The following is a 13602-nucleotide window of genomic DNA, read 5'->3' as shown; positions in this document are numbered from 1 at the left end:
TCCATTCAAGTTAAGCTTTTGAGTCGAACAAGGAGTGTCCGGTATCGTAAGGCTGGTCATCGCGCTCGTTCGGACGCTTGTAGCTGATATCCTCCTGGTGCGGCACCATTAAATCAAGGGAAAGATTGACAAACCGCAACGATTCCTCGATAAGCTGCTGATTTAGTTCGTTTTGCCGCTTTAATAAATGAAGCTCTGTGACCAATTGCTGCTGAAGGGCATCAAGCTGCTCACGCTCCTCTGTCGTTGCCCATTCCTTGACTTCGGCCAACGTTGCGTTTTCTGTTACCTTTCCCTTGCTTAAAAGAAATGTGCGGACAACCTTCTCCCGCATTGATTCCGTCGCCTGTGACTTGCGCACCAGCTTGGCTTCCGCGCGGACAAGCTCTTCCAGGGCAGGCATATCACCTTTTTTGATCAGCTCGACCTTTTGCCTGGCTGCTTTATTTAACTCGTGATGAATCGTAATCAATGCTTCAAGCAGCTCTGTTATTGCCTTCACTGACATGCCCGTTCCTCCTTTGCCTCATCTCTACTCATTCCAAAATTGATAAAACTTGTTCGCCACTGCCTGTGGATTTACTTTGTATTCTCCGGCCTCGATCTTCTGCTTCAGATCTTCAACCTTCGTCTGACGTTCTTTTTCAATCGCTGTCCCCTTTTGCATTTCCAGCGCTTCAAAGGAAATCTCAAGCTTATCGCTTTTCGCTTTCGTCTCGGCAGCCTTATCCTGCTTTTCCAGCTGCTTGCGGTATGGATTTTGCTGAACGGATTGATACGGATTGATTTTCATGCTCTCACCTCACTGTTTGACCCCTTGTGATACGATTGTTTTCAAAAGAAAAAATGTGCCGAAGAGCTGTCTCAAAGAGGGTTTTCCCTTTTGAAACATCTCCTACTCATTATATCGGCACATTTCTCAAAAATGTTTATTCATTTTTATTAAATCGGCTGTTAAGAGAATGATAAGTCGTCACCCTGTTTTTCTCTTTTTCCGTTTCCTTTTTCCGCTCAACGAACTCTTTTTCTTTTTCAAGCTTTTCAAGATCGCCGGTAATCGCGTCTTTGCAGCTGCTGCAAAGGCGGCCTTCCTGAATCATTGTGCCGCATGAATCGCACGGATAACCGAGGTTGGGGAAATGAGTGGTGAGCAACCTGCCCTCGCGGACAAACATATGAATCTCTTCTAACGAGACTTCTGTCTTTTCATGAACTTCCTGAATGGAAGCCATTCTGTTTTGCTTGCGCCGCATGAACTTCGACACCTTATCATAGTTATCCTCTTGCTCTTTAAAACACTGCTGGCAAATAGGGCGTAACGCCTTAACAAAAATCCGGCCGCAACGTGGACAATTGGCTACGTTTTTCATGAATCATTCCCCTTTCCATTCCTTTCTTTTATTATACTGCCTGATGCGTATATGACAATAGTCTCTAGTCTCTTTTTACCGTGCGATTGTCAAGGAAGCGATGCGCTCTGCCCCGTGGCGCTTCAATATCCGCGCCGCCTGCCGGACCGTCGTTCCCGTCGTATAGATGTCATCAATCAAAACAAGCTTTTTTCCTTCAATCAACGGTTTCGCTAACTGTGTGAGATGAAACGGCTGCTCGTTGATCCGGGCAATTCTCTGCCTGCGGCTCCGCTTGCTCTGTTTCTCCCCGCTCGCTCTTTGCAGTAGCTTTGTTTCCTCAGCCCAGCCCTCCATCAGCAGCACTGATTGATTGAATCCTCTCGCCTTGAGTCTCGCTTCACTGAGCGGGATCTCGACCGGCAAGTAACCGCGAAATTCTTTTTGATAAAGCGCCTTTAGCCGTCCGGCAAAAAAGCGCGCCAGCTCAGCATCGCCGCGGAATTTGAACATCGTGATCACTTCCTTTAAAAAAGCATTGTATTGATAGAGTGACATGTTGCGTTCAAGCAGGTCGGCCGTTTCTTGCCGCTGCTGCCAGCGCAGGCAATCATGACAGATCCTTTCATCATTACGAAGAGCGCGGGAGCAGATGTGACAGCGGCGCCCTTCAAGCGTGATCAGCTGGGTCTCGCATTCCGGACAAAGCGCGCTCTCTTCCTCCAACAGCAAAAGTCCGTGCCAGCTCACCCGTTCAAAAAAAGGTTGATGGCAAAACAAACAGCGGCTCATTTCGTACTCGCCTCCTGATTCATCAGCTGGATATGGCGTTTGGCAGCGCGCATCGCCTGTGAAATGCCATAATGAAAAAAGATGACATCGCCATCCGGCTGTGCGGCTGATCTCCCGACACGTCCGGCGATTTGGACGAGCGCCGTCTCGGTAAAAATCCGATGGTCTGCTCCGAGCACCGCGACCTGAACACCGGGAAACGTGACGCCCCGTTCAAGAATCGTCGTCGTTACTAAAATCGCGGTTTTCTGCTGGCGAAAGGCTTCTATTCGTTGATGGCGCCCGGAATCATTCGCGTGCACAGAGACGGCGTCATAAGAATCGTTCTGAAGAAGACGGGTAGCTTGATGGAGAAAGGAAACGGTTGGAACGAAAAGGAGAATCGGCTTACGTTTATTGAGGTGTTCTGTCAGCCAGCGCAGCAGAACGGCAGGGAGTTTGCCCTTTTTCAAGTGTTTCTGCCAATTTCCGCACCAGCTAAAGCGCGGTTCGGGCAAAGGAAAGCCGTGAAAGCGACGGGGGATCTTGATCACTTCTAGCGGTTCGGAGCGCAGTGCTTGACTAGGAGTGGCGCTCAAGTAAATGCGTGCTGCCTGCTTTTTTTCAGCCTGGGAGATTGCGTAGGCGAGACTTTGATCGTAAGAATAAGGAAAGGCGTCGACCTCGTCAACGATGACAACGTCAAATGTGCGATAAAAGCGGAGAATCTGATGGGTCGTGGCGATGACAAGCTGGCTGTAACGGTGACGATCACGGCTTCCACCGTAGAGGGCAGAAATGGCGATGCGTGGAAAGCTGCGGCGCAGACGCGGTTCAAGCTCCTTAACGACGTCCGCTCGCGGGGTGGCGAGAAGGACTCTCTTCCCTTCTGAAAAAGCTTGCTCCAGCCCAGGGAAAAGGATCTCTGTTTTGCCCGCTCCTGTAACCGCCCAGATGAGCAGCCGTTTTTGCTGCCTAATCGCTTCTTTCACCGCAATGGCGGCCCGCTGCTGTCCTGCTGAGAGAGCGCCGCTCCAGCTTAGGCTTTCCGCAACCTCTGGCAGCTGGGGAATCAAGCCCTGCCAGGAGAACAGCGGCTCACATTGGCTCACCTTGCCGAGCGTCAGGCAATGCCGGCAATAATGACAACGCTCGCCGCATTTCGCGCAAAGGTGGCTGCCGATTAAAAAAGGATCCCTGTTATTGCAGCGGCGGCACGTCAGTCTCCCCTTCTCGGTAACAAGACCCGCTTCACGTCTGATCAGCTGCTTTTGTTCAAGCTCTGCCAGGATATGCGAGGGAAGGGGAATTTCCGAACGCAGCAATCGCTTCCCTGCAAAAATAGGGGCATATTTCAGCATAGTCCTCACCTCTTTGTTTTTTTACTATTACGCCTCAGCCTGCTTGTACCAGGAGATGCCAAGGCTGCCCGGTCCGAGATGGGTGCCGATTACCGGGCCAAAGACGCTGATGACGACGTCGACGACATTGTCATAGTTTTCACGAATGTCGGCAGCCAGCTGCTCGGCTGCTTCCGGACGCATCGCATGGATGACTGTCACTTCATAGCGGCCGTCGGAACGAAGATCTTGATCCAGCGTCTGGAGGATGCGGTCGATCGCCTTTTTTTCGGTTCGTACTTTTTCAAAGGGGACAATTTTTCCGTCGACGAAATGAAGGATCGGCTTGATCTTCAATAAATTACCGACGAGAAGCTGACCGCCGCTCAGCCGTCCGCCCCGATGGAGATGGCCCAAATCAGCGACCATAAAATACGCCTTCAGCGTCGCCTTTATTTCCTCAAGCCGGGTTACAATCTCGCTCACTCCGGCTCCTTTCAGGGCAAGCTGCGCTGCTTCCCTGACGAAAAAGCCGAGCGCATAGCAGGCAATCTCCGAATCAAAGCCGTGGACCTCAAGCCCGTCGACCATCTCGCCTGCGGTTAGCGCATTTTGAAAGGTGCCGCTGATTCCACTTGAAAGATGTAGCGTGACGACCTGCTGATAGCCTTGTTTCTTCAGGTCGGTAAACAGCTCAACAAACTGGCCCGTTGATGGCTGGGAAGTCGTCGGAAGCTGTTCAGCGCCTTCTAGCTTTTTATAGAACTCCTCCGTCGTCAGCTCCAGCTCTTCCTTGTACGTTTTCTCAGCAAAAATGACACTTAATGGTACCATATAAATCGAAAGACGCTCCCGCTCCTCTTTTGGCAGGTAGGCGGTACTGTCCGTTACAATCGCAACGTTTTTATTCATAGCAAAAGCCTCACTTTATCATTAATACGCATGCTCATTCATTATTTATTGTACACGCCGGGCAAACAACGATTCAATAGCAGAAAGGCAAAAGGTAAATTTTGATAGGAGCTGTCTCAAACGACGATGTTTGAAAAAGAGCAGACGATGAAGGAAAACGAGGCAAGACGGAAGATAGTCTTTTGCCGGAATTAAGAGGTCCACTCGTTCCGCTTGTCGCCGAAAGGAGCAGCAAATGAGAGAAATAGCGGAATCCTGTTCCGATGAGGGGGGATAGGCGGGCCAGCCCGCCTCGACGAAAAAGCATCTCTTCTGTCTGCTTGGACTAGAGATGCTTTTTCGTTTACAATGGCAGCCTGTCCGTTAGCGGACGATGACATAGCCCTTTTTAATTGCTTCGACAACGGCCTGCGTCCGGTCATTGACGTTCATTTTCTGAAGGATGTTACTAACGTGGTTTTTCACCGTTTTCTCACTAATATAGAGTGATTCGCCAATCGCCCGATTGCTCTGTCCGTCGGTCATCAGCTGAAGAACCTCGCACTCGCGCCGGGTGAGAATATGTAACGGCTTCCGGTATTCCACTTCGCGGTACCCGATTGAATCCTCATGCTCCTCATCCTCTGTCGCCAGACGGCGATATTCCTTAATTAAATTGTGCGTTACCTTCGGATGAATGTAAGCACCACCGGAGGCTACAACCTTAACAGCTTCCACAAGAGCTGCCGCATCCATTTCCTTCAATAAATAACCGGAAGCGCCGGTCTTAAGAACGTGGGTAACATACGATTCGTCATCATGAATGGAAAGGACGAGCACCTTTACATTCGGAAAAGCCTTGGTCAGCTCCCGCGTCGCTTCGATTCCATTCATTTGCGGCATATTAATATCCATCAGGATGACATCCGGACGGTATTCCTTGACAAGCTGGAGGGCATCGGAACCATCTTCGCCATCGGCTACTACTTCAAATTCATCCTCCATGGCCAGAATACGCTTTACGCCTTCTCTGAATAATTGGTGATCGTCGATGAGGACGATACTTATCTTCTTTTCATTTGTTTCTGTCACTGTCATCACCTCTCCGTTATATACGGGCTTTTATTTTCTTTTCATCTCATTTCTTATGTGGCAGAGCGAAAGGGCACCTCGATCACAATGACAGTACCGGCTTTCGGTTTCGACTGGATGGTGAGCTGGCCTTTGAGCATATTGACCCGCTCTTTCATCCCGATCAGTCCAAAAGAGCCTTCTTTCTCTGTTATCGCCGGATCGAAGCCTTTGCCATCATCTTTAATAATTATTATAACCTTTGTCGCTTTGATTTCAATTTTCACTTGGATTTCAGAGGCTTCACCGTGCTTATAGGCATTTTGTACTGCTTCCTGTACAAGGCGAAATAAGGCAATTTCAAATTCCTGCGGGAGCCGCTTATCCTTGCCGATCTGGCGAAACACAGTCGTGATTTGGTTATGCTCCTGAAATGTTTTCAAATATTTCGCAAGAGTCGGAACAAGGCCAAGGTCATCGAGAGCCATCGGACGTAAGTCGTAAATAATCCGTCTCACTTCGACAAGTGAGGATTTCACCATTTTTCGCAAGTCTCGAATCTCATTTAACGCCTCTTCAATTCCTTTTTCTTGATAAATTCGTTCAATTAGCTCAGATCGCAGTAAAACATTTGCCATCATTTGCGCAGGTCCGTCGTGAATTTCACGCGAAAGCTTCTTTCGTTCTTCCTCCTGGGCCTGAATAATTTTCAGACCGAAGGCTTGCTTTTGCCTTGCATCCTCAATCGCATCTCCGACCTGCTTTAAGTCTGTTGACAAAAAGTTGTAAATGACCGCCATCTGTCCCGCCAGTTCCTCGGCCCGCTCCACCGTATCATTCAGGTTGACAAGCCGTCGTTCAATATGGTCTCTTCGTTCCCGCAGCTGAATTTCTTCCTGCTCCAGCACGGCTAATTGAACCTGGTAATCATTCGCCTGTTCATAGGCCGCCCGGACTTCCTCTCCGCTGAATTTGTCAAAGGCCCGGCTTACTTCCACAAGCCGATTTCGCGCAAAGCGGGCACGAAGTTGCGTTTGATCTGTTTTTTCAATAATGGCCGCTACTTTTAAACGCACTTGTTTTAGCTCTTCTGCAAGACTTACATATTCGGCCCGGGACTTTTCACCAATTTCAAAAATCTGCTCCCGGCTCTCCCCGACTGCTTCCAAGGTATTTGTAATAATCTTGTCGAGCAACGTTGTGTCAGTCAAGCGTCATCACCAGCCTCATCCTTCGTCCAGCCTGCGCATGAGATTTGCGCCCATAGGCTGTTTTCGCTATTCTTATCTTACATCATCTTCTAATGAAAGCACAAAGAATCATTGAATTATACCTATAATAGGCGACATAATTACTACGCTTTCTGACGATCCCATCGTATCAGATCAATATTACACCCCGATAACTGATATTTGTAAAACTATGAAAAAAGAAGGAGGAATTATCATGCCACTTTCCACCTATCAAACCGTGAAAGGGGAAGGATCACATGAAATTGTTATCCAGAAATCAAGATTTATCGCCCATTTTACGAGGGCGGAAACCGAGGAGGAGGCGCAGCGTTTCATCGAACGAATCAAAAAAGAGCATTGGAACGCCACGCATAATTGCTCGGCTTATTTGATTGGCGAAGCCGACCATATTCAAAAAGCCAATGATGACGGAGAGCCGAGCGGCACCGCAGGCGTTCCGATGCTTGAAGTGTTAAAAAAACGCGGCTTAAAGGACACCGCGGTCGTCGTCACCCGTTACTTTGGCGGCATTAAACTTGGCGCAGGTGGATTGATCCGGGCATATGGAAGTGCGGTCAGCGAAGGCCTTCAGGCTGTCGGTGTTGTCCAACGGACACTCGTCCACACTGTCCACACCGAAATCGACTATCACTGGCTCGGAAAAGTCGAGCATGCTTTAAGGGAATCTCCTTATAAAATGAAAGGGATTGACTACCTTGAGCAGGTCGATGTCCAGGCGTACGTCGAACCGGATCAGCTGGAATCGTTCCATGAGTGGATCACAAATTTAACGAACGGGCAGGCGACTGTCAAAAGCGGGGACGAGCTTTATTTAGAAAGCACGGTTTGATGACGGATTGCTGCGAAATCGCCGGTCAGCGGCGCCTCCTTCTATCAATCTCTAAAACTGTCTTAATCTTCTTCTTTACGTTCTCTCTCTTTTTCGCTATTATGGGGGAGATTAGTATCTTTCAAGATAGAAGTGAGGTATTGCGATGACGCAATCTAGAGTAAGCAAGCGCAAGCGAAGAACGAAACGAGTTATGCGGACATTTATAATTATTGGCCTTGCCTCCTTCCTGATCCTTGGCGGGACGATAGGTTATTTTTTTCTTAAACTGCAAGATGTATCCTCAGCCACACAGCAGGACCTTCAGCGCGGAGAGAAATCAGAAAAACGGGAAGAACCGGTTTCACCGAGCAAGGATAACATTTCCATTCTCTTTCTTGGTGTCGATGACCGCGATGGCGATCTCGGAGGGCGAACCGATGCCATGCTGCTCGCAACCTTTAATAAGGAGCTCGGGACGATCAAACTGTTAAATATCCCCCGCGACTCCCTTGTTGACATTCCCGGCCGCAGAAATCAGGATAAAATTAACCACGCCCATGCTTTTGGCGGAGTTGATTTAGCGGTGGAGACAGTCGAGCAGCTGTTTGACATTCCAGTCGACTATTATACGAAGCTGAATTTCGTTGCTTTTGTTGAGATTGTGGATGCGCTTGGCGGAATTGAAGTTGACGTGCCATTCGCCTTTACGGAAATGGACAGTCACGATCAGCACGACGCAATCGCTTTAGAACAAGGATTACAGACGTTAAACGGAGAAGAAGCATTAGCCTTTGCGCGGATGCGTAAACAGGACCCACGCGGCGATTTAGGACGCGGTGAGCGCCAGCAGGAGATCATTAAAGCGATCATCGCCAAAGGAGCCTCCCTCTCTTCGATTAACAATTACGATGAAGTGTTACAAAGTGTGGAGACTCATCTTTCAACGAATTTAACATTCGGTAACATGTTAGCACTCCATTCCTATGCCGGCTCGTTACATTCGATTGAGTCGTTGCATTTGGCCGGACGCGATGCCAGAATTAACGGTGTTTACTATTACGAGCTTGACCCGGATTCAGTCCGCGAGCTGTCCGTTACCTTCCAGACCCACCTTGGGCTGATCGAACCGGCTCAGGATGAAGCGAGCTAACAGGAGCCACCATTTTAAAATAAGAGGCTGGGAAAAAGGTTGTTTTTTTACCTTTTTCCCAGCCTCTCTAAGCAATGAGCGGAGCCGCCACGATCTTTCCAAAGCCCGATGTGAGAAACCAACTCACATCGGGCTTGTGGCGTGTGAAGCCATTGCCAGTAGGTCCAAGGCTAGTTTTGTCTCAAGCTCTTATTTCGCATTTGACGATTGGCAGGAAGATACCTGAAGTCCGCACCAGTAAATGAGGAGCAGAGGGAACGTCATTCCGTTATTTCGCTTTCAGGGCCCTTCTCGTTGGGGTACAAGGAACCTCATTCCGCTATTGTCGGTGACAAGGTGGTTGAACCGCTTGTTTTTGCCTAGTAACGGAATCTCGTTCCTATTGTTGCACAGATGAGCGTCAAAATAGAAAAATAACGGAATCTTATTCCCAACACCCTGTGCCTCCAAAGGCGGGACAGAGCCATCCTTGAACTTCGGCCAGACTAAGCAATGAGCGGAGCCGCCACGATCTTTTAAAGCCCGATGTGAGAAACCAACTCACATCGGGCTTGTGGCGTGTGTAGCCATTGCTACTCCATGCTAACCAGGTTTGTTTTATTTTTTTCCATACGCTTTATAGCGGTCGTCTGGCATTGGCCAGCCGTCTTAAGAAATTCATCATCGGACGATAATCCTTGCTGATCAGGCCGACTCGCTCCACTAGAAACTCAATGGCAAAGAGCAGGACGAAAATGATCAGAACAGATGTCCAGAACGTCGCCATCGTCATCATGACCGCGGCGAGGCTGAAGAACGCCGTCATCGCGTAAATCGTCAGCACCGTCTGTCTGTGCGTCAGTCCGAGCCGTAACAGACAGTGGTGCAAATGAGATTTATCCGGTGCTGATAACGGTTTTTTCTGTACAAGGCGACGGATAATCGCAAACAGGGTGTCCGAAATCGGAATCGCTAAAATGACAATCGGCACTAGCAATGAGGAAACCGTGACATTTTTAAAGCCGAGCAGGGCGATCACCGAAATCATGAAACCGAGGAATAAAGCTCCTGTATCCCCCATGAAGATTTTCGCCGGGTTAAAGTTATGAACGAGAAAGCCGAGCGTACTTCCTAACAGAATGACACCTAAAGCGGCGACGAACATGCTGCCATCCATAATCGCAATACCGGTAATCGTCAGCAGCACGATCGACGATACACCAGCCGCAAGCCCATCAAGCCCGTCAATTAAATTAATCGCATTCGTTACCCCGATAATCCAGAGCAACGTTAATGGAATGCTGAACCAGCCAAACTCCAGCTGCATCTCAAACGGCAAGTTGATAAACTCCACCTGGACACCGCCATAGACGACAACAGCTGCGGCCGCGACCTGTCCAAGCAGCTTCCATTTCGCCGACAGCTCAATCATATCATCAAGAAAACCAGTCACAATAATAATGAAGCCGCCGATTAAAATCGGGATCGTATAGCTGCTTTCCGGCTGCAAAATCAAAAATCCAACTAAAAAACCAATATATATCGCTAAACCGCCGAGCCGAGCCATCACCTTCTGGTGAACTTTACGATGATTAGGCTTGTCTGTGGCGCCAATTTTAATCGCAAAACGCTTCACAACCGGAGTAATCAAAACCGTCACGATGAAGCAAATCACTAATGCTAAAACAAGCATGCTGACCCTCCTTATTTCTACCTTCTCCAACTTATCTCTTTTTATGATTTTCTTTCGTCATTCACACTCTTTTAATCTATTACCTTTTCGGATTATAGCATAAATAAAGCAACCAGGCACAGTCATTTCTTAACAATCCCTAACGGCTGCCACAATTTCACACATTTCCGAAAATGTCATCCATCTTTTCCCTGCTCGCCTAGTTCTGAAACATGTTAAAAGAGGAAAATCGCTTGTTAGATGCTACTCTTTCCCTGAAGGATATCATAAGCGGTCTGTCTCGCTTTTTGCCGCGCTTCCTTCGTATAAAGCTGCATATCAGTGATGGCCTGCTCTCTCTTGCTAAGCTGAACGTCAGCTTGCTCATAAAGCGTTTCCGCTTCCCATTTTTCATTGACATGAGCGGCGACCGGCTGGCGGCACAGCTTGGCAAAGGAATCAATCTTCGGATCATAGGACAGCGCGACAAAAGGCGTATCACCAACCGCGGCGAAAATTAGCGCATGAAGCCGCATCCCGATCAGCAGCTCGCTGTCTGTGATCCACTTTATTTTTTCCATAATCGTTGCTTCATGCGGAGCAAGCGTCGCCTCGGCCGTCATCAGCTGCCGTGTTTCCTCCGATGCTTTTGCATCATGCTCACCGTGCATCGGCACGAAAACAATCGGATAACCTTCCGCGGCAAGCCTGTCGAGGCTGTGGGCCAGCTCTTGCTTAAAATGATGCTCACTCGGCCAGTCGCGCACTGAAACGGCAATATACGGCGCCGCGACGAAACGATCCTCAGACTGAGCCGGAGTTAAGCCGAGCACTGGATCAGGCACTTGCGCAATCGGCTTCGTCACGCCAATCCGTTCGAGCAATTGTTTCGATTCTGCATCGCGGACGGTGAGCAGCCGACTGCCGTTCAATGTCCGTCTGACAATCGCCTGATTCCGTTTGCTTTGCAGGGGGCCGATCCCTTGAGCATAGACATAATAAGGCTTACGCAGCCATTTGGCGATCCACATCACCGCCGAATAGTAAATGACGCTGCGGTTTCCCGTCTTATCCTGAAGCAGGCTGCCGCCGCCGCTAATCACCCCATCAGAGGAACGGATCGCCCGGATGATCTCTTTTATCTTCCACCGGTTAACAGCCTTCACTTGATACTTGGAGGCGGTTTGCTCCGGCTGGTTGGAGAGAACCGTAATCTCAACCGCCGGATCGGCCTCACGCAACGCGCTTATAATCGCGTACAAGATCGCTTCATCGCCGACATTATCAAAGCCGTAATAGCCAGATAATACGAGCCTCATCCAAGCCACCTCTTTCTTACTTCAGGGTACACGTAACGGATGATCAGGCGATAGATGAAAATAAGCACAAGCCCGATCAAAAAACCAAATACAAGGCCGTAGCCCGTTCTGATTAAGGAAACAAGCAGAGCGGTATGCAAGTGAGTAAACGTGCCGACCATCGAAGCGAAGCCGAGCATCCCCAATGTAATAAAGAGCGGCGCCGCTTTTTCGTTTTTCATCCGCAAGTACAGGCCGAGCACAAATAGTGGAAATCCGACAAGAAATTCCGACGTGCGCGGACGTACATATAACACTGATTCAAGCCAGTATCTAAATTCAAGCTCATACGGCAGCGTCAACGCGGCATTTCCCGTCCGCCACACATAGAAACCAAGTACACCGACAACGAGCCCCATGATCACGACATGCCAATAGCGCACCGGCTCATTCATCAGCTTCTTCAAGAAGGAAGCAAACAGCACAAACCCGACAACAAGAACCGGCACAGCGGCAAGCACCTTCACCCCTCTGAACTCATCCACTTTCATGACAAAGGTCGGTCCATAAAGCAGCGCGATCACAAGCCACGCTCCCGTTAAGGCGATTGCTGCTGATAACGCATATTGCCAGACTAGCTGCTTCCAATCTTTAATCCGGTCAACAGCTAAGCCGGCATAAACCGCCCCGCTAATCGCCGTTAGTAAGGCGAGACCTTTCAGGGCGACGTCGACATGAAGCAGCGCCAGTGCACTTAACCCAAGAGCGCCGACCGCGGCGAGTACACCGAGATAGCGATGGAGGGCCAAACCCGTTAAGCTCAGGAAAGCGACCGTTCCTGCCAAGACTAGCAGGGTGATGATAAATGGCTGCGAAAACGACTGAAACGGCTGGGCTGTCCCGGCCTGATCTGCTCCAAGCTGGTTTGTCAACAACTCAAGCATTTCAAGCGTATACGTGTAGCCCGTCAACGCTTCACCTGGGTGGTGATACGTCTCCATTCCGGTCGGGAAGTTCATCACCGGATTGACGTAGAGCATGCGGATATTGCGTTCCTTATAGCCGCGCAACGCTTTTTCGACCTCATCAACATAAGTTGTAGCTTCTCTTCCTTTTCCAAGCGTCATGCTAAACAGCCGGACGACATTTTCCTCCAGCTCGCCAACGCGTAAAAAGGCACTCATTCCACGTTGGTCATTGAAGTCAATCGTGACAATCGCCAGGCCGAGCTCTTTTGCCTTCCGGGCGAAGGTCCGCAGCTCTTCCGGATTATCAGCGCCGACGACATCATTTCCTGTAAAGGAAAGAGCCTCAGCCCCGTATTCCTCAACGAGCATGTCAAGCATGTCATACACATAATGATTTTCATTGTGGATATTCATAAAATGATTCGGTAAACGCGGTATGATATGCAAGCCGGCGTCATCAATCAATTGCAGCGCCTCACGGTCAAAGCCGACAGGCATCGCATTTAAACTCACTTCATAAGGAAGAAACAAGTAAGCATCATCGTCATAGGCATGAAAAGAAACATGAAGACGATTAGGAAGAATCCCTTCCTCTGTCATAATCGCATAGTGATTGTTGTACACCTCTTCGACAGTATCGATGTATTCACTGTCCTTCTCCAGCAGCTTGACGAATTGCCCGTTGTTTTCCGGGAGCTCTCCCCGTGCCTCTGGATGCTCATGCTCAATCTCACTTCGTTGAATGCGTTCAAACACCCCGTCTTCAACGAGATCAGAAATCGTCAGCGGCTCAATACTAATCGAGGTTAAGCCGTTTTCTCTTAATTCAGCCAAGGCTTGTCCGGCATCAAGCGATCCCTCCAGCATATCCGGCCACTGAGCAAATTGCTCATAAGGCATGACGACTTCATATGAACGGTTTTGCTGCTCAACTTGTACTCGTTCAATTAAAGATGGAATCGAGACGAGCAGCGCCAGGATCACCACAATCCAAAGACCTTTTTTTACCAACGTAATGACATCCTTTCAGCTTTTGATTTTACACTTCT

13 protein-coding genes are annotated in these 13602 nt (G+C 49.1%); 2 read left to right on the top strand and 11 right to left on the bottom strand.

Annotated elements, in window-relative coordinates:
• Positions 1 to 10: 10 nt before the first annotated feature.
• The 8 genes from ABMB67_RS18695 to ABMB67_RS18660 form a co-directional block, all read right to left on the bottom strand.
• Positions 11 to 508 carry a flagellar protein FlgN gene (locus tag ABMB67_RS18695; RefSeq protein ID WP_354573003.1) on the bottom strand — a complete coding sequence of 166 codons (498 nt, stop codon included), beginning with the start codon at positions 506 to 508 and terminating at the stop codon, positions 11 to 13.
• 24 nt (positions 509 to 532) lie between these two features.
• A complete protein-coding gene (flgM, locus tag ABMB67_RS18690) occupies positions 533 to 793 on the bottom strand; it encodes a flagellar biosynthesis anti-sigma factor FlgM (RefSeq protein WP_251193630.1) in 261 nt (86 codons plus the stop codon).
• Between the two features lie 136 nt (positions 794 to 929).
• Positions 930 to 1370, bottom strand: a complete 441-nt coding sequence (locus ABMB67_RS18685) for a TIGR03826 family flagellar region protein (protein ID WP_251193631.1) — start codon at positions 1368 to 1370, stop codon at positions 930 to 932.
• A 75-nt stretch (positions 1371 to 1445) separates the two neighbouring features.
• The gene (locus ABMB67_RS18680; protein WP_354573002.1) at positions 1446 to 2141 is read right to left on the bottom strand and encodes a ComFC family protein; all 696 of its coding nucleotides are present in this window, start codon (positions 2139 to 2141) and stop codon (positions 1446 to 1448) included.
• Complete coding sequence (locus ABMB67_RS18675; RefSeq protein WP_354573001.1) at positions 2138 to 3481, bottom strand: ATP-dependent helicase ComFA; 1344 nt, start codon at positions 3479 to 3481, stop codon at positions 2138 to 2140. The genes ABMB67_RS18680 and ABMB67_RS18675 overlap by 4 nt, the downstream gene beginning before the upstream one ends.
• Before the next feature lie 27 nt (positions 3482 to 3508).
• A complete protein-coding gene (locus ABMB67_RS18670) occupies positions 3509 to 4372 on the bottom strand; it encodes a DegV family protein (RefSeq protein ID WP_354573000.1) in 864 nt (287 codons plus the stop codon).
• A 363-nt stretch (positions 4373 to 4735) separates the two neighbouring features.
• Positions 4736 to 5449, bottom strand: a complete 714-nt coding sequence (locus ABMB67_RS18665; RefSeq protein WP_354572999.1) for a response regulator — start codon at positions 5447 to 5449, stop codon at positions 4736 to 4738.
• Between the two features lie 47 nt (positions 5450 to 5496).
• Entirely contained in the window at positions 5497 to 6633 is a 1137-nt protein-coding gene (locus ABMB67_RS18660; protein ID WP_251193636.1) for a sensor histidine kinase, read from the bottom strand.
• Positions 6634 to 6868: 235 nt separating this feature from the next.
• Between ABMB67_RS18660 and ABMB67_RS18655 the strand changes: the two genes are divergently transcribed.
• Together ABMB67_RS18655 and ABMB67_RS18650 are read left to right on the top strand one after the other, a co-directional pair.
• Positions 6869 to 7504: a YigZ family protein gene (locus tag ABMB67_RS18655; RefSeq protein ID WP_251224814.1), complete on the top strand. Its 636-nt coding sequence runs from the start codon at positions 6869 to 6871 to the stop codon at positions 7502 to 7504.
• A 145-nt stretch (positions 7505 to 7649) separates the two neighbouring features.
• Positions 7650 to 8636, top strand: coding sequence for an LCP family glycopolymer transferase (locus tag ABMB67_RS18650; protein ID WP_251224815.1), 987 nt, complete (start codon positions 7650 to 7652; stop codon positions 8634 to 8636).
• A 616-nt stretch (positions 8637 to 9252) separates the two neighbouring features.
• Here ABMB67_RS18650 and ABMB67_RS18645 read toward each other — a convergent pair.
• The 3 genes from ABMB67_RS18645 to ABMB67_RS18635 all read right to left on the bottom strand — a co-directional run bounded on the left by ABMB67_RS18645 (position 9253) and on the right by ABMB67_RS18635 (position 13564).
• Entirely contained in the window at positions 9253 to 10308 is a 1056-nt protein-coding gene (locus ABMB67_RS18645; protein WP_251224816.1) for a glycosyltransferase family 4 protein, read from the bottom strand.
• 236 nt (positions 10309 to 10544) lie between these two features.
• Complete coding sequence (csaB, locus tag ABMB67_RS18640; RefSeq protein ID WP_354572998.1) at positions 10545 to 11606, bottom strand: polysaccharide pyruvyl transferase CsaB; 1062 nt, start codon at positions 11604 to 11606, stop codon at positions 10545 to 10547.
• Positions 11603 to 13564: a DUF5693 family protein gene (locus ABMB67_RS18635; RefSeq protein ID WP_354572997.1), complete on the bottom strand. Its 1962-nt coding sequence runs from the start codon at positions 13562 to 13564 to the stop codon at positions 11603 to 11605. Before ABMB67_RS18635 ends, csaB begins: the two co-directional genes overlap by 4 nt.
• Between the last annotated feature and the right edge of the window lie 38 nt (positions 13565 to 13602).

This window comes from Halalkalibacter oceani (assembly GCF_040544555.1).
Taxonomy (GTDB): domain Bacteria; phylum Bacillota; class Bacilli; order Bacillales; family Bacillaceae_D; genus Halalkalibacter; species Halalkalibacter oceani.
The sequence above is the reverse complement of the archived record's forward strand: the minus strand, read 5'-3'. Positions and strand labels throughout refer to the sequence as shown.